The 17,601-nt window shown below is 62.2% G+C and carries 22 protein-coding genes and 1 pseudogene; 11 read left to right on the forward strand and 12 right to left on the reverse strand.

Going from position 1 to position 17,601, the window contains the following annotated elements; translation table 11 throughout:
- Positions 1-36: 36 nt before the first annotated feature.
- From KY379_RS04050 to KY379_RS04070, 5 genes are read right to left on the reverse strand one after another with little or no spacing between them, the layout of a single operon-like run.
- Positions 37-339 carry a lipid asymmetry maintenance protein MlaB gene (locus KY379_RS04050; protein WP_133326359.1) on the reverse strand — a complete coding sequence of 101 codons (303 nt, stop codon included), beginning with the start codon at positions 337-339 and terminating at the stop codon, positions 37-39.
- Entirely contained in the window at positions 336-986 is a 651-nt protein-coding gene (locus tag KY379_RS04055; protein WP_261239060.1) for a phospholipid-binding protein MlaC, read from the reverse strand. The genes KY379_RS04050 and KY379_RS04055 overlap by 4 nt, the downstream gene beginning before the upstream one ends.
- 9 nt (positions 987-995) lie before the next feature.
- Positions 996-1,481, reverse strand: coding sequence for an outer membrane lipid asymmetry maintenance protein MlaD (mlaD, locus tag KY379_RS04060; protein ID WP_133326363.1), 486 nt, complete (start codon positions 1,479-1,481; stop codon positions 996-998).
- The gene (mlaE, locus tag KY379_RS04065) at positions 1,481-2,278 is read right to left on the reverse strand and encodes a lipid asymmetry maintenance ABC transporter permease subunit MlaE (protein ID WP_133326365.1); all 798 of its coding nucleotides are present in this window, start codon (positions 2,276-2,278) and stop codon (positions 1,481-1,483) included. The genes mlaD and mlaE overlap by 1 nt, the downstream gene beginning before the upstream one ends.
- On the reverse strand, positions 2,278-3,087 hold the full coding sequence (locus KY379_RS04070) for an ATP-binding cassette domain-containing protein (RefSeq protein WP_133326367.1): 810 nt from the start codon (positions 3,085-3,087) through the stop codon (positions 2,278-2,280). Before KY379_RS04070 ends, mlaE begins: the two co-directional genes overlap by 1 nt.
- A gap of 245 nt (positions 3,088-3,332) precedes the next feature.
- On the opposite strand from KY379_RS04070, the gene KY379_RS04075 reads away from it, so the two are divergent.
- The 10 genes from KY379_RS04075 (at position 3,333) to KY379_RS04120 (ending at position 10,327) form a co-directional block, all read left to right on the forward strand.
- A complete protein-coding gene (locus tag KY379_RS04075) occupies positions 3,333-4,307 on the forward strand; it encodes a KpsF/GutQ family sugar-phosphate isomerase (RefSeq protein WP_133326369.1) in 975 nt (324 codons plus the stop codon).
- Positions 4,308-4,832 (forward strand): KdsC family phosphatase, encoded by a 525-nt coding sequence (locus KY379_RS04080; protein ID WP_133326371.1) that lies wholly within the window; start codon positions 4,308-4,310, stop codon positions 4,830-4,832.
- A gap of 8 nt (positions 4,833-4,840) precedes the next feature.
- Positions 4,841-5,413, forward strand: a complete 573-nt coding sequence (lptC, locus tag KY379_RS04085) for an LPS export ABC transporter periplasmic protein LptC (RefSeq protein ID WP_133326372.1) — start codon at positions 4,841-4,843, stop codon at positions 5,411-5,413.
- A complete protein-coding gene (gene lptA, locus KY379_RS04090; protein WP_133326374.1) occupies positions 5,400-5,924 on the forward strand; it encodes a lipopolysaccharide transport periplasmic protein LptA in 525 nt (174 codons plus the stop codon). The genes lptC and lptA overlap by 14 nt, the downstream gene beginning before the upstream one ends.
- Positions 5,925-6,650 carry an LPS export ABC transporter ATP-binding protein gene (gene lptB / locus KY379_RS04095; protein ID WP_133326376.1) on the forward strand — a complete coding sequence of 242 codons (726 nt, stop codon included), beginning with the start codon at positions 5,925-5,927 and terminating at the stop codon, positions 6,648-6,650.
- 169 nt (positions 6,651-6,819) lie between these two features.
- Positions 6,820-8,313 (forward strand): RNA polymerase factor sigma-54, encoded by a 1,494-nt coding sequence (locus KY379_RS04100; protein ID WP_261239061.1) that lies wholly within the window; start codon positions 6,820-6,822, stop codon positions 8,311-8,313.
- 78 nt (positions 8,314-8,391) lie between these two features.
- Positions 8,392-8,700, forward strand: a complete 309-nt coding sequence (gene hpf, locus KY379_RS04105) for a ribosome hibernation-promoting factor, HPF/YfiA family (protein ID WP_003255135.1) — start codon at positions 8,392-8,394, stop codon at positions 8,698-8,700.
- A 12-nt stretch (positions 8,701-8,712) separates the two neighbouring features.
- Positions 8,713-9,177 (forward strand): PTS IIA-like nitrogen regulatory protein PtsN, encoded by a 465-nt coding sequence (gene ptsN, locus KY379_RS04110; RefSeq protein WP_133326380.1) that lies wholly within the window; start codon positions 8,713-8,715, stop codon positions 9,175-9,177.
- 2 nt (positions 9,178-9,179) lie between these two features.
- Positions 9,180-10,034, forward strand: a complete 855-nt coding sequence (gene rapZ, locus KY379_RS04115) for an RNase adapter RapZ (RefSeq protein ID WP_133326382.1) — start codon at positions 9,180-9,182, stop codon at positions 10,032-10,034.
- A 20-nt stretch (positions 10,035-10,054) separates the two neighbouring features.
- The gene (locus tag KY379_RS04120; RefSeq protein ID WP_133326384.1) at positions 10,055-10,327 is read left to right on the forward strand and encodes an HPr family phosphocarrier protein; all 273 of its coding nucleotides are present in this window, start codon (positions 10,055-10,057) and stop codon (positions 10,325-10,327) included.
- Between the two features lie 35 nt (positions 10,328-10,362).
- Here the strand turns inward: KY379_RS04120 and KY379_RS27245 are convergent.
- The 5 genes and pseudogenes from KY379_RS27245 to pmbA all read right to left on the reverse strand — a co-directional run.
- A pseudogene (locus tag KY379_RS27245) lies at positions 10,363-10,503 on the reverse strand (ZIP family metal transporter); the annotation flags it as partial.
- Between the two features lie 10 nt (positions 10,504-10,513).
- Positions 10,514-11,125 (reverse strand): superoxide dismutase, encoded by a 612-nt coding sequence (locus KY379_RS04125; protein WP_133326386.1) that lies wholly within the window; start codon positions 11,123-11,125, stop codon positions 10,514-10,516.
- 72 nt (positions 11,126-11,197) lie between these two features.
- On the reverse strand, positions 11,198-12,574 hold the full coding sequence (locus KY379_RS04130; RefSeq protein ID WP_261239062.1) for a class II fumarate hydratase: 1,377 nt from the start codon (positions 12,572-12,574) through the stop codon (positions 11,198-11,200).
- Complete coding sequence (locus KY379_RS04135; RefSeq protein WP_196171863.1) at positions 12,567-12,968, reverse strand: FagA protein; 402 nt, start codon at positions 12,966-12,968, stop codon at positions 12,567-12,569. The genes KY379_RS04130 and KY379_RS04135 overlap by 8 nt, the downstream gene beginning before the upstream one ends.
- A gap of 149 nt (positions 12,969-13,117) precedes the next feature.
- Positions 13,118-14,464 carry a metalloprotease PmbA gene (pmbA, locus tag KY379_RS04140; RefSeq protein WP_261239063.1) on the reverse strand — a complete coding sequence of 449 codons (1,347 nt, stop codon included), beginning with the start codon at positions 14,462-14,464 and terminating at the stop codon, positions 13,118-13,120.
- A gap of 252 nt (positions 14,465-14,716) precedes the next feature.
- On the opposite strand from pmbA, the gene yjgA reads away from it, so the two are divergent.
- Positions 14,717-15,238, forward strand: coding sequence for a ribosome biogenesis factor YjgA (gene yjgA / locus KY379_RS04145; RefSeq protein WP_133326394.1), 522 nt, complete (start codon positions 14,717-14,719; stop codon positions 15,236-15,238).
- Positions 15,239-15,295: 57 nt separating this feature from the next.
- Here the strand turns inward: yjgA and tldD are convergent, their stop codons facing one another.
- Both tldD and KY379_RS04155 read right to left on the reverse strand, forming a co-directional pair.
- Positions 15,296-16,735 (reverse strand): metalloprotease TldD, encoded by a 1,440-nt coding sequence (tldD, locus tag KY379_RS04150; protein ID WP_133326396.1) that lies wholly within the window; start codon positions 16,733-16,735, stop codon positions 15,296-15,298.
- Positions 16,736-16,737: 2 nt separating this feature from the next.
- Entirely contained in the window at positions 16,738-17,589 is an 852-nt protein-coding gene (locus tag KY379_RS04155; RefSeq protein WP_261239064.1) for a carbon-nitrogen hydrolase family protein, read from the reverse strand.
- Positions 17,590-17,601 lie beyond the last annotated feature (12 nt).

Genomic DNA, 17,601 nt, shown 5'->3' on the forward strand with positions numbered 1-17,601 from the left:
TACGCTGACCGAGGGGCCTTTCACTCGGGCAAGCGGTCAGCTTGCCAATACCTCATCGAGGTCGTAGACCTCGGCGATTTCCCGCATGTCGTCGGGCATGCCGCGCACCTCACAGGCCTTGCCGGCGCCCTGGGCATCACGGATGAACGCCAGCAGCAGCGACAAGCCGACACTGCTGGTCTTGACCACGCCAGAGCAATCGAGCACCAGGCGTGATTCGCGACAGGAGGCGATCAGCCCCTTGCCCTGCTTGCGCAGGGCCGGGCCGCTGCGGTAATCGAGCACCCCGGCCAGGCGCAATACACCTGGCTCGGCCATGCTTACAGCGGCCTCGCTCATTGCACTTCCTTTTCAGGCGAGTTCTCGGCGGTCTGCTTGGCCTTGGCCACCTCGCCAGCCCAACCGTCGATGGTCTTGTCCAAGTCGTTGCCGTTGCGCTGCATGGCATCGGCGAACTGGTCGCGGAACAGCTTGCCGATGTTGATGCCGTTGACGATCACGTTACGGACCTTCCAGTCGCCACCGATGTTTTCCAGGGTGTATTGCACAGGGTACACGGCGCCGTTGTTGCCGGTGACTTTCATGCCGACGCTGGCGCGCTTGCCGTCATCGGACTTGGCCGGATCGACGGTGATGCCCTGATTGTTGTACTCGAGCAAGGCGTTGCCGTAGAACTGCATCAGGCTGCGCTTGAAGTTTTCCTGGAAGCGCTGCATCTGTGCGGGCGTAGCTTTGCGCGAGTATTTGACGGTCATGATGCTGCGCGAAATACCCTCGGCGTCCACTACCGGGCCAAGGATGCGGTTGAGCGCATCGTAGAAGGCGCTGGGGTTGGACTTGTACTGCTCCTTGTTGGCCTTGAGGTCGCCGAGCAGTTCGTTGGTCGTGCTCTGAACCACGTCGTGCGGCGACTGCGCGGCTGCAAAGGTCAGCAGAGGGAAGGCCGCCAGCAGGACCAGCAGGCCACGTCGCAGGATCGAAATCATGGAAACTCCTTAATTAGCCGGTTGCGCTTCTTTCGGTTCCTTGCCCACGGTATTGAGCAGGAACTTGCCAATCAGATCTTCCAGCACCAGCGCAGACTGGGTGTCATGGATGGTCGAGCCATCCTTGAGCACGTCTTCTTCACCGCCCACGCTGATGCCGATGTACTTCTCGCCAAGCAATCCGGCGGTCAGGATCGAGGCAGTGGAGTCGGTCGGCAGGTTGTCGACCGACTTGTCCAACTGCAGGGTCACCCGACCCGTGTAGGAATCGCGATCCAGATCGATGGCGGTGACCTTGCCGATGGTCACACCGGCCATGGTCACTTTAGCTCTGACCGTCAAACCGGCGATATTGTCGAAGTACGCATAAACTTTGTAGGTATCGCTGCTCGGGCTGGCGGAAAGCCCGCTGACACGCAGGGCCAGCAGCAGCAGCGCCAGGATCCCGGCCAGGAGGAACAGGCCGACACCGATTTCCAGGGTGCGGTTTTGCATCAGAAATCTCCAAACATCAAGGCGGTCAGAATAAAGTCCAGACCCAGTACCGCCAACGAGGCGTAGACCACGGTCTTGGTGGTGGCACGGCTGATCCCCTCGGAGGTGGGCTCACAGTCATACCCCTGGAACACGGCGATCCAGGTGGTGACGAAGGCGAACACCAGGCTCTTGATCAGCCCGTTGAGCACGTCGTCGGTAAAGGACACACTGTTCTGCATGTTGGCCCAGAACGAGCCTTCGTAGACGCCCAGCCAGTCGACCGCGACCCACGAACCACCCCAGATGCCGACCACGCTGAAGATCAGCGCCAGCAGCGGCAGCGAGATGAAACCGGCCCACAGGCGTGGTGCGACGATGTACTTGAGCGGGTCGACGCCGATCATCTCGAGGCTCGACAGCTGCTCGGTGGACTTCATGTTGCCGATCTCGGCGGTCAGCGCCGAGCCTGCACGGCCAGCGAACAGCAGCGCGGTGACCACTGGTCCGAGCTCGCGCAGCAGGGTCAGTGCAACCATTTGCCCCACCGCCTGCTCCGACCCGTACTTGGTCAGAATGTTATAGCCCTGCAGCGCCAGCACCATGCCGATGAACACGCCGGAAACGACGATGATCGCCAGCGACAGCACGCCCACCGAATACAGCTGTTTGGTCAGTAGCTGGAAGCCACCGCCGATTCCACCCCGGCCAAACAGCGCATGGAACAGGAACAGGCCGGAGCGCCCCAGGACCGCCAGCACGTCGATCGCCGAGCGACCGAACAGGCGGATACGTTCGAGTAAGGATTTCTTGCGCATCACCGCGCTCCCAGCAGGTCGGCGCGGTAATCAGGCGCAGGGAAGTGGAATGGCACCGGACCGTCCGGGTCGCCCTTCATGAACTGGCGGATACGCGGATTGTCCGAGCCCATCAGCTCGTCGGGCGTGCCTTGACCGAGCACCTGACCATCACCGACCACGTAGATGTAGTCGGCGATGCTGGCGGTTTCGGCCAGGTCGTGCGACACCACGATGCTGGTGATGCCCAGGGCATCGTTGAGCAGGCGGATCAGACGCACCAGCACGCCCATGGCGATTGGGTCCTGGCCGACGAACGGCTCGTCGTACATGAGGATCTGTGGGTCCAGGGCGATCGCCCGGGCCAACGCCACACGACGCTTCATACCGCCGGAGAGTTCGTCGGGCATCAGGTCGATGGCACCGCGCAGGCCCACCGCCTGGAGCTTCATCAGGACGATGTCGCGGATCATTTCGTCCGACAGCTGTGTATGCACCCGCAGCGGAAACGCCACGTTCTCGAACACGTCGAGGTCGGTGAACAGGGCGCCGCTCTGGAATAGCACGCCCATCTGCTTGCGCGCATCGAACAGGTCGCTGCGCGACAGCGCCGGCAGATTCTGCCCGGCCACCCACACCTCGCCGCTCGAGGGGCGCAGCTGCGCGCCCATCAGGCGCAGCAGCGTGGTCTTGCCGCAACCCGACGGCCCCATGATCCCAGTGACCTTGCCACGCGGGATGCGGATGTCGACGTTGCTGAAAATGCTGCGCGAACCGCGCTTGAAGGTGACACCCTTCAACTCGACCGCGTAGGCGCTATCCACACTCATCTAGACTCCTTGCTGATGCAACCTCGTCCTTATGGACGCTGGCCCCCTTCATGAAGGCACACGCATCCCTGACGGGCCGAATAGCGGCGAACTATAGCACCGCTGACCGCCCGTCCCCAAGGCCATCACCGCGCTCGTTCAGCCCGGCGACAGGCAACCCTGTCGCCATGTGACAATCGAATGATGAGGCTTTTGCACATTGCCGCTATAATCGGCGCCTTTTCATCAGGCATTGCTTTTTCGACATGAGCCAATCCAGCGAGCTGATCCAATCCGCCCAGCGTACCCTGCGCCTTGAACTCGAAGCCGTGGAGGGCCTGCTGGCACGTATCGACGCCAGTTTCGTCAAGGCCTGCGAGCTGATCCTGGCGAGCAAGGGCCGGGTCGTCGTGGTCGGGATGGGCAAGTCCGGACACATCGGCAACAAGATCGCCGCCACGCTGGCCAGCACCGGAACCCCGGCATTCTTCGTGCACCCTGCCGAAGCCAGCCACGGCGACATGGGCATGATCACCCGCGACGATGTCATCCTGGCCCTGTCCAACTCCGGCAGCACCGCCGAGATCGTCACCCTGCTGCCGCTGATCAAGCGCCTGGGCATCCAGATGATCAGCCTTACCGGCAACCCCGACTCGCCCCTGGCCCAGGCCGCCGAGGTCAATCTCGATGCCCGCGTCCCGCAGGAGGCCTGCCCGCTGAACCTGGCGCCCACCTCCTCGACCACGGCGGCATTGGTGCTTGGCGACGCCCTCGCCATCGCGCTGCTCGAGGCCCGCGGCTTCACTGCCGAGGATTTCGCCTTCTCGCATCCCGGCGGCGCCCTCGGACGACGCCTGCTGCTCAAGGTCGAGAACGTCATGCACAGCGGCGACGAGCTGCCATCGGTGAAACGTGGCACCCTGCTCAAGGACGCACTCCTTGAAATGTCTCGCAAAGGTTTGGGCATGACCGTGGTCCTCGAAGCAGACGGCAAACTGGCCGGCGTGTTCACCGACGGTGATCTGCGTCGCAGCCTGGACCGCAACATCGACGTGCACACCACCTTGATCGACCAGGTGATGACCGTGCACGGCAAGACCGCCCGCGCCGAAATGCTCGCCGCCGAGGCCCTGAAGATCATGGAAGACCACAAGATTGGCGCGCTGGTGGTGGTCGACCAGGACGACCGCCCGTCCGGCGCCCTGAACATGCACGACCTGCTGCGCGCCGGAGTGATGTAAATGAACCAAGACCTGATGCAACGCGGCAAGGCCATCAAGCTGGCCGTATTCGACGTCGACGGCGTGCTCACCGATGGGCGCCTGTACTTCCTCGAAGATGGCAGCGAATTCAAGACCTTCAACACCCTCGACGGCCAGGGCATCAAGATGCTGATGGCTTCCGGGGTGACCACGGCGATCATCAGCGGACGCAAGACGCCGGTAGTCGAGCGCCGGGCGAAGAATCTCGGCATACCGCACCTGTACCAGGGCCGCGAAGACAAACTGGTGGTGTTGGACGGCCTGCTCGCCGAACTGGGCCTAAGCTATGAGCAGGTCGCCTATCTGGGTGACGACCTGCCTGACCTGCCGGTGATTCGCCGCGTCGGCCTGGGCATGGCGGTAGCCAGCGCCGCACCGTTCGTTCGCCAGCACGCCGACGGCGTGACCCAGGCACGTGGCGGCGAAGGGGCCGCCCGCGAGTTCTGCGAACTGATCATGCAGGCCCAGGGTACCCTGGACGCTGCCAACGCCAACTACCTCTAAGGCTGCCCATGTTCAGCAAGAAAGCCCGAAACATCGCGCTGCTCGGGGTCATCGCCGCCCTGCTGGTGGCCGTCGGCTACTGGAACGTCAGCCCCGAGAGCTTCCTCGACAAGCCGGTGGCACAGGTCGACGAAAGCGCCATCGACTACTATGCGGTCAATGCCCATACCTTGCAGTTCCTGCCCGACGGCAAGCTGCAGTACGAGATGACCGCCGACAAGGTCGAGCACCTCAAGGCCAGCGAGGTCACCCTGGTGACCACACCCGACCTGCATCTGTACCGGGGCACCGCGTACCCTTGGCACGTACAGAGCGTTCGCGCCGAAGTCAATCCGGACGGCACCGAGGTGGAACTGATCGACAAGGTTCGCGTGGCCCGCACCGACGAAAAGCAGCGCGAAACCATCATTACCAGTTCACGCATGACCGTCTTCCCGCAGAAGCAATATGCGCAGACCGATCAAGCCGTTAGAATCGACGGCGCCGGTGGCACAACTACGGGCAAAGGAATGAAAGCGTATTTGAAAGAAAGCAAGATGGACTTGCTCTCTAACGTAAGAGGACAGTATGAGGCTCGTTAAAACCCTCCCCCTTCTGCTCAGCCTGAGCGCAGCACTGGGAAGCGCGAGCGCCTTCGCCCTGCCTAACGACCGTGACCAGCCGATCCGTATCCAGGCCGACAACGCTCACCTGGACGACAAGCAAGGCGTAGCCACCTACACCGGCGATGTCATCATCACCCAGGGCTCGATGATGATCAAAGGCAACACCGTGACCATCACCCGCGCCCAATCGGGCGACATCGACGTGGTGACCTCGGTGGGCAACCTGGCCTACTTCGAGCAGCAGCAGAGCGCAGCCAAGCCCGACAAGATGAAAGGCTGGGCGGTGACCATCCAGTACCAGGCCCAGAAAGACATCGTGATCCTCACCGACCGCGCCAAGGTCGAGAACGAGGGCAACACCACCGAAGGCGAGAAAATCGTCTACAACACCAAGACCCAGGTGGCGACCGCAGGTCGCGGTGGCAACGTGACCTCTCCGCGCCAACGCATCGACATGGTCATCCAGCCGAAGAAGAAGGCCGAGTAAATGGCAACCCTCAAAGCCCAGCACCTGGCCAAGAGCTACAAGGGCCGACAGGTCGTACGCGACGTCAGCCTGTCCATCGACAGCGGCCAGATCGTCGGCCTGCTAGGCCCCAACGGCGCCGGCAAGACCACCTGCTTCTACATGATCGTCGGCCTGGTCCAGGCCGAACAGGGCCGTGTACTGATCGACAACCTCGACGTCAGCCACCAGCCCATGCACGGTCGAGCTCGCGCCGGCATCGGCTACCTGCCACAGGAGGCCTCGATCTTCCGCAAGCTGTCGGTGGCCGACAACATCATGGCCATTCTCGAGACCCGCAAGGACCTCGACCGTGACGGGCGACGCAAAGAGCTCGAAAGCCTGCTGCAGGAATTCCACATCAGCCACATCCGCGACAACCTCGGCATGAGCCTCTCCGGTGGCGAACGCCGCCGTGTCGAGATCGCCCGCGCCCTGGCCACCGCACCGAAATTCATCCTGCTCGACGAACCGTTCGCAGGGGTCGACCCGATTTCCGTCGGCGACATCAAGCAGATCATCCATCACCTCAAAGCCAAGGGTATCGGGGTACTGATCACCGACCACAACGTCCGTGAGACGCTGGATATCTGCGAGACCGCCTACATCGTCAATGATGGCCAGCTGATCGCCGAAGGCGACGCCGAAACCATCCTGGCCAATGAATTGGTGAAAGAGGTATACCTGGGCCACGAGTTCCGACTCTGACCCGGGCTTGCCTGGGCACTGGTAAACGGGGCTCAAGCTGGCCTAAGTTGTTACAGTGCTCTAGGCAAACGCTACAAATTAAGGCATAAAACTTGCTTGAATTCGGCGCCTCGGCGCCCTGTAGTGGATGGCGCATGCGCGCCGGCGAACAAGGTATTTAGCCCCAGCCATGAAACCATCGCTCGTCCTAAAAATGGGCCAGCAACTGACGATGACCCCGCAGTTGCAACAGGCCATCCGTCTGCTCCAGCTTTCGACCCTGGATCTTCAGCAGGAAATCCAGGAAGCGCTGGAGTCGAACCCGATGCTCGAACGTCAGGAAGACGGCGAAGACTTCGACAACAGCGACCCGATGGCGGACAACGCCGAGAACAAGCCGGTTGCCGAAGCCCAGGACAACAGCTTCCAGGAAACCACGGCCAGTGCCGAGAACCTGGAAGAAGGTGAGTGGAACGAGCGCATCCCCAACGAACTTCCGGTCGACACGGCCTGGGAAGACATCTACCAGACCAGCGCCAGCAGCCTGCCCAGCAACGATGACGACGAGTGGGACTTCACCACTCGCACCTCCGCTGGCGAGAGCCTGCAGAGCCACCTGCTGTGGCAGTTGAACCTGGCGCCGATGTCCGACACCGATCGCCTGATCGCCGTCACCCTCATCGACAGCATCAACGGCCAGGGCTACCTGGAAGACACCCTCGAGGAAATCTGCCAGGGCTTCGACCCCGAACTGGACATCGAACTCGACGAAGTCGAGGCCGTGCTCCACCGCATCCAGCAATTCGAGCCGGCCGGCGTCGGAGCCCGCAACCTGGGCGAATGCCTGCTGCTGCAACTGCGTCAATTACCGAAGAACACGCCATGGATGGCCGAGGCCCAGCGCCTGGTCAGCGACTTCATCGACCTGCTCGGCAGCCGCGACTACAGCCAGTTGATGCGCCGCATGAAGCTCAAGGAAGATGAACTGCGCCAGGTGATCGAGCTGGTGCAGAGCCTCAATCCCCGCCCGGGCTCGCAGATCGAGTCCAGCGAGCCGGAGTACGTGGTGCCGGACGTGATCGTGCGCAAGGACAGCGACCGCTGGCTGGTCGGACTGAACCAGGAAGCCATCCCCCGCCTGCGGGTCAACCCGCAGTATGCAGGCTTCGTACGGCGCGCCGACACCAGCGCCGACAACACCTTCATGCGCAATCAGCTGCAAGAGGCGCGCTGGTTCATCAAGAGCCTGCAGAGCCGCAACGAAACGCTGATGAAGGTCGCGACGCAGATCGTCGAGCACCAGCGCGGCTTCCTCGACCACGGCGACGAGGCGATGAAGCCCCTGGTGCTGCACGACATCGCCGAGGCAGTGGGCATGCATGAATCGACCATTTCCCGGGTGACCACGCAGAAATACATGCACACGCCCCGTGGCATCTACGAACTGAAATACTTTTTCTCCAGCCACGTCAGCACCGCCGAAGGCGGCGAATGCTCGTCCACGGCGATTCGCGCAATCATCAAGAAACTGGTGGCTGCGGAAAATCAGAAAAAGCCATTGAGTGACAGCAAGATCGCTGGTTTACTGGAGGCACAAGGCATCCAGGTAGCCCGTCGCACCGTCGCCAAGTACCGCGAGTCCCTCGGCATCGCACCGTCGAGTGAGCGCAAGCGACTGATGTAGCCCCTGGGTATGCCAACGCGTTTTCGGGGCAGGTGCAATACCTGCCTCCTTATGCACGGGCAATAAAGGAGAAGCTGTATGCAAGTCAATATCAGTGGACAGCATGTAGAAGTCACCCAGCCGCTGCGCGATTACGTGCTTGAAAAGCTCGCCCGCGTGGAGAGTCACTTCGACAAGATCACCAACGTGCAGGTCATCATGAAGGTCGAGAAGCTGCAGCAGAAGGTCGAAGCGACCTTGCAGATTCCCGGCGGCGAAGTGGTTGCCAACGCAGAACACGAAGACATGTATGCAGCGATCGACGCCTTGGCCGACAAGCTCGACCGCCAACTGAAAAAACACAAGGAAAAACAGCAAAGCCTGCTGCAAGGTGCAGCAGCTCGCTGATACCCCTCATCCATGATCCGACTTGAAACCATCCTGACCCCCGGCCGTTCCCTCGTGAACGTGCCGGGTGGCAGTAAGAAGCGCGCCCTGGAAAAGGTCGCCAACCTGATTGCCGAACAAGTACCCGAGCTGGAGATGCAAGACGTCTTCGAAAAGCTCATCGCTCGTGAAAAGCTCGGCTCCACCGGGTTCGGCAATGGCATCGCCATTCCCCATTGCCGGATCGAAGGATGCACTGCCCCCGTCAGCGCTCTGCTGCACCTGGACGCCCCGATCGACTATGACGCCATCGATGGCGCACCGGTCGACCTGTTGTTCGTGCTGTTGGTGCCGGAAGCTGCAACCGATGCCCACCTCGAATTGCTGCGCCAGATCGCCAGCATGCTCGATCGCAAGGAGGTTCGCGATCGCCTGCGTGGCGCCAACAGCAGCGAAGCCTTGTACCAGGTTGTCCTGGACGTACAGAACGAGTCCTGAACATGCGCCTGATCATCGTCAGCGGACGGTCTGGCTCTGGCAAGAGCACCGCCCTCGATGTCCTGGAAGACAACGGTTACTACTGCATCGACAATTTGCCCGCCGGCCTGCTCCCGCAGTTGGCGGAAAATGCCCTGATCAACACCGAGCTTCTGCAACCCAAGGTGGCGGTGTCAATCGATGCACGGAACCTGCCCAGTCATCTGTCGCGCTTCCCAGAGCTGCTCGAAGAAGCCCGTGCCCGTCATATTCAATGCGACGTGCTGTTTCTCGACGCTGACGAAGACACGCTGCTCAAACGCTTTTCCGAGACTCGCCGGCGCCATCCGCTGACCAACGCCAACCGCTCGCTGGCCGAGGCCATCCGCGTCGAAAGCGAGTTGCTGGGACCGATTTCCGACCTGGCCGATCTGAAGATCGACACCACCAGCCTCAACCTGTACCAGTTGCGCGACTCGATCAAGCTACGCCTGCTCAATCAACCCGAACCCGGTACCGCGTTCCTGGTTGAGTCGTTCGGTTTCAAGCGCGGCATGCCGGTCGATGCCGATCTGGTGTTCGACGTACGCTGCCTGCCTAACCCCTATTGGAAACCGGAACTGCGCGAGCATTCCGGGCTCGAGCAGCCGGTGATCGACTATCTGGCAGCCCAGCCGGATGTCGAAGAGATGTTCAACGATATCGCCGCCTATCTGCTGAAATGGCTGCCACGCTTCGCCGCCAGCAACCGTGCCTATGTCACCATTGCCATAGGCTGCACGGGGGGGCATCACCGCTCGGTATACATCACCGAACGCCTCGGCCAATTGCTGCAGCAATCCCTGAAAAACGTTCAGGTCCGCCACCGCGACCTCTAGCCCACAGGACCCACCGTACAATGCCCGCCCGCGAAATCACCATCATCAACAAACTTGGCCTGCACGCCCGCGCGGCCGCCAAGTTCGTCGGCGTGGCCGGGCGCTACCCCTGCCAGGTCCGGGTCGGTCGCGCACCGGACAAACTGGTGGACGGCAAGAGCATCATGGCCGTGATGATGCTGGCCGCTGGCAAAGGCACCCAGGTGCACCTGCATACCGAAGGCGAGCAGGACGGCGAAGCCATGGACGCGCTCGTGGCATTGATCGAGAACTTCTTCGACGAAGGCGAGTAACTGGCTTGGCGTGGGTGTCCCGGAGTTGCCGAGGTTGCGCGCAGCATGCGCGGCTCCAGATCCAGCCAGGCAATGCCACGAGCCACCAGCAACGCAGTCCCCACTAGCAACAGCAAAATACCTACCGCCATCCGGAACAGGCGCACGCTGCTGACAGACATCACCTTTGAGTGCATGCCAGTCGGCTCACTTCAAGGCTTCGAGATAGCGGCGTTCCACCTCCGCCCAGTCGATGACGTTGTAGAACGCACCGATGTATTCCGGGCGACGGTTCTGGTACTTGAGGTAATACGCGTGCTCCCAGACATCCAGGCCAAGGATCGGTGTATTGCCGTGCATCAATGGGCTGTCCTGGTTGCCGCTGCTCTCTACCACCAGCGCACGCTGCGGGGTGACGGTCAGCCATGCCCAGCCACTGCCAAAGCGCGACAGCGCGGCCTTGGTGAACGCCTCCTTGAACGCCTCGAAACCGCCCAACTCGGAGTCGATGGCCTGGGCCACCTGGCCTTGCGGCAGCCCACCACCGCGGGGCGACATGACGGTCCAGAACAAACTGTGGTTGGCGTGACCGCCGCCTTGGTTGGTCACTGCGCCTTGCAGATTCGCTGGCAGTTGCTTGACCGCGGCCACCAACTTGTCCACCGGCCAGTCGGCCCACTCGCTGCCTTCGATGGCGGCGTTCAGGTTATTGATATAGGCCTGATGGTGCTTGCTGTGATGAATTTCCATGGTCTGAGCATCGATGTGCGGTTCGAGTGAGTCATAGGCGTAAGGCAGTGCAGGCAAGGTATGAGGCATGTCAGTGAATTCCGTAGGCAGGGTACGAAGCGGTGCATCGGATGACGTTTCTCTTCAGGCCGCTGTGGCGCTTCAGATACCGCCAGCAGTGAGTTTTTCCGGGTCCAGCAGCGCCTGCAGCTGGTCGCGCGACAGATCGGTGTGTTCCAGCGCCACGTCGATGATCGGGCGCCCCTGCTGGTAGGCGGTCTTGGCGATCTCCGCTGCCTTGAGGTAACCGATGATCGGGTTCAGGGCCGTGACCAGAATCGGGTTGCGCGCCAGGGCCTCCTTGAGCTTGCCTTCGTTGACCTTGAAGCTGGCGATGGCCTTGTCGGCCAGCAGACGGCTGGCATTGGCCATCAGCTCGATGCTTTCCAGCAGATTGCGTGCGATCACCGGCAGCATCACGTTCAACTCGAAGTTGCCTGACTGCCCGGCCACGGCGATGGTGGCGTCGTTGCCGATCACCTGAGCGGCGACCATGGCGGTGGCCTCGGGAATCACCGGATTGACCTTGCCCGGCATGATCGACGAACCTGGCTGCAGGCCCTGCAACTCGATCTCGCCCAACCCGGCCAGGGGGCCGGAGTTCATCCAGCGCAGGTCATTGGCGATCTTCATGAGCGCCACTGCGGTGGTCTTGAGCTGGCCCGACAACGCCACGGCGGTATCTTGGGAGCCGATCAGGGCAAACAGATTTTGCCCTGGGGTGAACTCGATCTGAGTGAGGCTACTGAGCTGGCGGGAGAAGCCCGCAGCGAACTGCGGGTGGGCGTTGATCCCGGTGCCTACGGCAGTGCCGCCCTGAGCCAGGGACTGAAGGCTCGGCAGGGTCGCTTCGATGTGCGCCTTGGCGGCGCCGAGCTGCGCAGCCCAGCCGTCTAGCACCTGGCTCATGCGCACCGGCATGGCATCCATCAGGTGGGTACGGCCAGTCTTGACGTAATGATGCACTTGTGCGGACTTGACCTGGATCACCTGCACCAGGTGTTCCAGCGCAGGGAGCAGCTGTTCGTGCAAGGCCAGTGCAGCGCTGGCGTGAATGGTGGTGGGGATGATGTCATTGCTGCTTTGGCCACAGTTGACGTGGTCGTTGGCATTGACCGGTTCACCGAGTACACGGCTGGCCAGGGTAGCGATCACCTCGTTGGCATTCATGTTGGAACTGGTGCCGGAGCCTGTCTGGAACACATCCACCGGGAAATGCTGGATGAAATCCCCTGCCAGCAACTGCTCGACGGCCCTGACGATGGCCTGGCCCTGAGCAGGCGTCAGTTGCTCCAGCTCGACGTTGGTCTTGGCCGCAGCCGCCTTGGCCAGCAACAGCGCGCGAATGAACTGGGCCGGCATGCGCTGGCCACTGATCGGGAAGTTATTCACCGCACGCTGGGTCTGCGCACCGTACAGGGCCTGGGCCGGCACCTGCAGCTCGCCCATGCTGTCACGTTCGATTCGGGTGTCACTCATCATCAAGTCCTTGCATCAGATCATCGGGGGAAATCGAAGGCAGCAGCACGCAGTTGGCCAGTTGCAAGGCGTAAGGCTGCCAACGCTGGTTCTGTTCCTGGCGATCGAGGTTGCGCAACTGCAGCAATGGGCGCCAGGCCTGATCCAGGCACAGGCAGCGCCAATGCCAGGGCAGCATGCGGTCACAGGCGGTATCGAGGAGCAGGCGGAAAGAGGTCAATGCCACCGTCCATGGCGAAGTCTGGGTGCAGCACACCAGATAACGACCTTCGGCCAGGTAGTGCTCGATCAGGCGTGGCTCGTCGGGCTCGAGGGCGCAGCGGATGCGCCGGCTGAGCCAGCGCCAGTTTTCCAGGTAGGGCAGTTCGTGGAGGACGGTTTTCATGAAGATCATCGCCGAAAGCAGGTAATGATATTCATTATTAATTGATAAGTAGAATCACTTCAACAAGAAACTGATGAAAGAAAAACCCGGCGCGGTGGCCGGGTCTCTGGAGTATTGAAGATATCTGGAAAATTCCTGGTGCCTGCACAGGCCGTGGATCAACTACCCGCGACAGTCATCCGCTCGATCAGCACAGAACCCGTATGGATGTTGCTGCGTGTCTCAAGATCGCTGCCAATTGCCACGATTTGCTGGAACATGTCCTTCATATTGCCGGCGATGGTCACTTCCTGCACGGCATGCTGAATCTCGCCGTTCTCGACCCAGAAGCCCGCCGCACCTCGGGAGTAGTCCCCCGTCACCATGTTCAAACCGTGCCCCATCAGCTCGGTCACCAGCAGGCCGCGTCCCATCCGCCGAATCAAAGCTGCCTGATCCTCGACGCCATGGCTGACATAAAGATTATGCACACCACCGGAGTTGGCCGTGCTCGGCAGCCCCAACTTACGCCCGGAGTAGGTGCCGAGCAGGTACGACACCAGCTCGCCCTTGTCGACGAACGGTTTGGCATAGGTCGCCAGGCCGTCGCCATCGAATGCGGCGCTCCCCAGGGCCCGGGGAATATGCGGGCGCTCGTCGAGCGACAACCAGGATGGGAACAGGCGTTGCCCGATCGCCCCTTCGAGGAAGGATGACTTGCGGTACAGGTTGCCGCCGGAGATCGCCGACAGGAAACTGCCGAACAAGCCACCGGCAAGCTCTGCGGAGAACAGCACCGGTACCTCGCAGGTCGGCACCGGACGCGCACCCAGGCGGCTGGCCGCGCGGTGCGCGGCGCGCCGGCCAATGCTGCGTGGGTCTGCCAACAGGTTGCCCTGGCGGTTGACGTCGTACCAGTAGTCGCGCTGCATCTGCCCCTCGCCTTCGGCGATCATCACGCAGCTGAGGCTATGTCGGGTCGAGGCGTAGCTGCCGATGAAGCCGTGGCTGTTGCCATATACCCGGCAACCTTGGTGAGTGTTGAGTGTGGTGCCGTCGGCGTTGAGGATGCGCGGGTCTGCATCGAACGCTGCAGCCTCGCACTCCAGGGCCATCTCGATGGCCTTCTCAGGCTCCAGTGCCCAGTCATGATAAAGATCGAGGTCCGGAATTTCCCGGGCCATCAACGCCGCATCGGCCAGGCCGGCGCATTCATCCTCGGAGGTGTGCTTGGCAATGGCCAGAGCAGCGGCAACGGTTTCGCGGATCGCCTCCGGACCACTGGCCGAGGTACTCGCCGAGCCTTTGCGCTGGCCGACGTACAAGGTGATGCCAAAACCCTGGTCACGGTTGAACTCGACCGTCTCCACCTCGCGCTGACGCACGCTGGTGGACAGGCCCTGCTCCAACGATACCGCCACCTCACAAGCGCTGGCGCCCTGGCGGCGCGCCTCGGCGACGATTGCCTCGACCTGCTCCTGCAATGCTGGCAGGTCCTTGGGGCCTACGCTCTGGACTGCACTCATGGTTTTCTCCACTCAAATTCTTCGTTCGGCAAAGGTCATTCTACGACCGGGCCGGACAAGCGGCCCCCGGCTGGTTATCATGGCGGCAATTTCTATGCTTTGTACGAAAAGTGCCTGCGCGACGACCATGCTGCGTTGAAAACAGGCTCGGAATGCTCATTTACAACCTGTAAACTCCGCTTCCTCGCCTGTTTTCGCCTTGCCTGCTCGCCGCTCGGCGACTTTTCATAAAAACCCAAGCGGACTGCCACCATGGTTGATTCATACGACGACGCCTTCGACGGCGAAAAAAGCAAAACCCAGATCAAGCGCGAGCTGCATGCCCTGGTCGAACTCGGCGAGCGCCTCACCACGCTCAAGGCCGATACACTGGCGCGACTGCCGCTGACCGACGAACTGCGCAAGGCCCTTGACGAAGCCTCCAAGCACACCGCCCACGGCGCACGCAAGCGGCACATGTCGTTCGTCGGCAAGCTGATGCGTGTCCAGGACCTGGACGCCATCCATGCCGTGCTGGAGCAGATCGACAGCTCCACACGCCAGTACAACGAGCGCTTCCACGGCCTCGAGCGCTGGCGCGACCGACTGATCGACGGTAACGACGAAGACCTCGAACGTTTCGTCAACGAGTACCCCGACACCGATCGCCAGCAGCTACGCTCGTTGATCCGCCATGCCCAGCACGAAAAGGCGCGCAACAAACCGCCTGCCGCTGCGCGCAAGGTGTTCAAGTACATCCGCGAACTCGACGAACTGCAGCGCGGTCTGCGCTGATCGCCGGGGTGCCCGTGGAGGCAGCCACACCTGCTTCCACATAGGCGCGCCGGGTCATCAAGCCCCCGTCCCACCCACGGTGATCGCATCCAGTTTCAAGGTTGGCTGCCCGACGCCCACCGGCACCGACTGCCCATCCTTGCCGCACGTCCCCACGCCGCTGTCCAGGGCCAGGTCGTTACCGACCATCGATACCCGACTCATGGCCTCGGGGCCGTTGCCGATCAGCGTCGCGCCCTTGACCGGCGCAGTGATCTTGCCGTCCTCGATCAGGTACGCCTCGCTGGTGGAGAACACGAACTTGCCACTGGTGATGTCGACCTGCCCGCCGCCGAGGTTGGCGCAGTAGATGCCCTTCTTCACCGAGGCGATGATCTCCTGCGGGTCGCTTTCGCCGGCACGCATGTAGGTGTTGGTCATGCGTGGCATCGGCAGATGCGCATAGGACTCCCGGCGGCCGTTGCCGGTAACCGCCATGCCCATCAGGCGGGCATTGAGCTTGTCCTGCATGTAGCCCTTGAGGATGCCGTTCTCGATCAGCGTGGTGCACTCGGTCGGGGTGCCTTCGTCATCGACGCTGAGCGATCCACGGCGGCCTTCGAGGGTGCCGTCATCGACGATGGTGCATAGGCTCGAAGCGACTTTCTCGCCGATCCGACCACTGAACGCCGAGCTCCCCTTGCGGTTGAAATCACCTTCCAGGCCATGGCCCACTGCTTCGTGCAACAGCACACCGGACCAGCCAGAGCCCAATACCACTGGCAGGGTGCCAGCGGGCGCGGGAATCGCTTCGAGATTGACCAGGGCCTGACGCAGGGCCTCGCGGGCATAGCCCATGACCCGTTCCTCGGTGAAGAAGCGGTAGTCGGTACGCCCGCCGCCGCCCTGCCCACCACGCTCACGCCGGCCGTTCTGCTCGACGATGACGCTCACGTTGAAACGCACCAGAGGCCGCACATCGGCGGCCAGGCTGCCATCGGCGGCAGCGATCAGAATCCGCTCCCAGACCCCGGCCATGCTCACGCTGACTTGCTGGATGCGTGGATCCAGGGCTCGGGTCGCTGCATCGACGCGCTTGAGCAGCTCGACCTTTTCGGCGCGGCTGAGCACCTCCAGCGGATTGTCCGCCCCATACAGGGCCGGTACGTCCTGGGTGCGAAACGCCTGGACCTTGCCGTTCTGACCGGCACGCGAAATCGATCGGGCGGCACGGGCCGCGGACGTCAGCGCTTCAAGATTGATGGCGTTGCTGTAGGCAAAGCCAGTCTTCTCGCCAGACTGGGCCCTTACACCCACGCCCTGGTCGAGGTTGAAGCTGCCTTCCTTGACGATGCCGTCTTCCAGCGCCCAGGTTTCGGAGACTTGGCCTTGGAAATACAGATCGGCAGCGTCGATACCGGGGCCGGCCAGCTCGCCCAGCACAGCCTGCAGGCTGTCCAGGGTCAGCCCGCCGGGGGCCAGGAGCTGCTCGCTGACGGTGGATAACATCTGGCTCATATTCACTCCGCGGTGTGCGCAGGCCGCAATGCGTCCTGCGAGAAAAAGCGCCGGTGTGAAACCACCGGCATGCGCGTCCGTATGGACGCCTGTTCATCGATGTCGCGCTCGGCCAGCAATACCGCTTCGCCTTGCGCCCGTTCAGCAACGATCCGCCCCCAGGGGTCGACGATCGCCGCGTGACCATGGGTTTCCCGTGGCCCTGGATGGATACCGCCCTGGGCAGCGGCCAGCACGTAGCACTGGGTCTCGATGGCCCGTGCGCGGATCAGCACTTCCCAGTGCGCCGCTCCGGTCACGGCAGTGAACGCGGCCGGAGCGGTGATCAATTCTGCTCCGGCAGCGCGCAAGGCGCTGTAAAGCTCCGGAAAACGCAGGTCATAGCAGACACTCAAGCCGAGCCGCCCGACGGGTGTGTCAGCGACCACTACCTGGGAGCCGTGGGCATAGTCGTCGGACTCACGATAACGACCCCGCTGATCGGCCACGTCCACATCGAACAGGTGCAGCTTGTCATAGCGCGCCGCGATCTCGCCATGCTCGTCGATCAGCAGGGAGCAGGCGTGGGCCTTGGCCGTTGGCTGACCCTGCGGTGGCAGCGGCAAGGTACCACCGACTATCCATAACCTGAGGTCGCGGGCAGTGCGTTTCAACCAGGGCAGGATCGGTCCATCGCCCGAAGCCTCGGCGCCACCAATGGCGGCGGCATCATGCCGCCCCATGGCCGCGAAATTTTCCGGCAGCACGGCCAGCCGTGCGCCTGCCATGGCCGCCTGCTCGAGCAAAGCGCCAGCACGTTGCAGGTTGGCCAGCACATCGTCCTGGCTGACCATCTGGATCACCGCTGCCTTCATGGTTATCCCTGG

The sequence above is a fragment of the Pseudomonas sp. HD6422 genome, assembly GCF_025377065.1.
GTDB classification, from domain to species: Bacteria; Pseudomonadota; Gammaproteobacteria; order Pseudomonadales; family Pseudomonadaceae; genus Aquipseudomonas; species Aquipseudomonas putida_U.

Bases quoted from the DNA above. Each gene is read 5' to 3' on its own strand.
- lptB (WP_133326376.1), top strand. From the start codon at position 5,925: ATGGCAACCCTCAAAGCCCAGCACCTGGCCAAGAGCTACAAGGGCCGA.
- ptsN (WP_133326380.1), top strand. From the start codon at position 8,713: ATGATCCGACTTGAAACCATCCTGACCCCCGGCCGTTCCCTCGTGAAC.
- KY379_RS04050 (WP_133326359.1), bottom strand. From the start codon at position 339: ATGAGCGAGGCCGCTGTAAGCATGGCCGAGCCAGGTGTATTGCGCCTG.
- lptA (WP_133326374.1), top strand. From the start codon at position 5,400: ATGAGGCTCGTTAAAACCCTCCCCCTTCTGCTCAGCCTGAGCGCAGCA.
- KY379_RS04130 (WP_261239062.1), bottom strand. From the start codon at position 12,574: ATGAGTGACACCCGAATCGAACGTGACAGCATGGGCGAGCTGCAGGTG.
- KY379_RS04155 (WP_261239064.1), bottom strand. From the start codon at position 17,589: ATGAAGGCAGCGGTGATCCAGATGGTCAGCCAGGACGATGTGCTGGCC.
- pmbA (WP_261239063.1), bottom strand. From the start codon at position 14,464: ATGAGTGCAGTCCAGAGCGTAGGCCCCAAGGACCTGCCAGCATTGCAG.
- KY379_RS04080 (WP_133326371.1), top strand. From the start codon at position 4,308: ATGAACCAAGACCTGATGCAACGCGGCAAGGCCATCAAGCTGGCCGTA.
- yjgA (WP_133326394.1), top strand. From the start codon at position 14,717: ATGGTTGATTCATACGACGACGCCTTCGACGGCGAAAAAAGCAAAACC.
- KY379_RS04070 (WP_133326367.1), bottom strand. From the start codon at position 3,087: ATGAGTGTGGATAGCGCCTACGCGGTCGAGTTGAAGGGTGTCACCTTC.
- KY379_RS04135 (WP_196171863.1), bottom strand. From the start codon at position 12,968: ATGATCTTCATGAAAACCGTCCTCCACGAACTGCCCTACCTGGAAAAC.
- hpf (WP_003255135.1), top strand. From the start codon at position 8,392: ATGCAAGTCAATATCAGTGGACAGCATGTAGAAGTCACCCAGCCGCTG.
- KY379_RS04125 (WP_133326386.1), bottom strand. From the start codon at position 11,125: ATGCCTCATACCTTGCCTGCACTGCCTTACGCCTATGACTCACTCGAA.
- KY379_RS04120 (WP_133326384.1), top strand. From the start codon at position 10,055: ATGCCCGCCCGCGAAATCACCATCATCAACAAACTTGGCCTGCACGCC.
- KY379_RS04075 (WP_133326369.1), top strand. From the start codon at position 3,333: ATGAGCCAATCCAGCGAGCTGATCCAATCCGCCCAGCGTACCCTGCGC.
- lptC (WP_133326372.1), top strand. From the start codon at position 4,841: ATGTTCAGCAAGAAAGCCCGAAACATCGCGCTGCTCGGGGTCATCGCC.
- mlaD (WP_133326363.1), bottom strand. From the start codon at position 1,481: ATGCAAAACCGCACCCTGGAAATCGGTGTCGGCCTGTTCCTCCTGGCC.
- mlaE (WP_133326365.1), bottom strand. From the start codon at position 2,278: ATGCGCAAGAAATCCTTACTCGAACGTATCCGCCTGTTCGGTCGCTCG.
- KY379_RS04100 (WP_261239061.1), top strand. From the start codon at position 6,820: ATGAAACCATCGCTCGTCCTAAAAATGGGCCAGCAACTGACGATGACC.
- tldD (WP_133326396.1), bottom strand. From the start codon at position 16,735: ATGAGCCAGATGTTATCCACCGTCAGCGAGCAGCTCCTGGCCCCCGGC.
- rapZ (WP_133326382.1), top strand. From the start codon at position 9,180: ATGCGCCTGATCATCGTCAGCGGACGGTCTGGCTCTGGCAAGAGCACC.
- KY379_RS04055 (WP_261239060.1), bottom strand. From the start codon at position 986: ATGATTTCGATCCTGCGACGTGGCCTGCTGGTCCTGCTGGCGGCCTTC.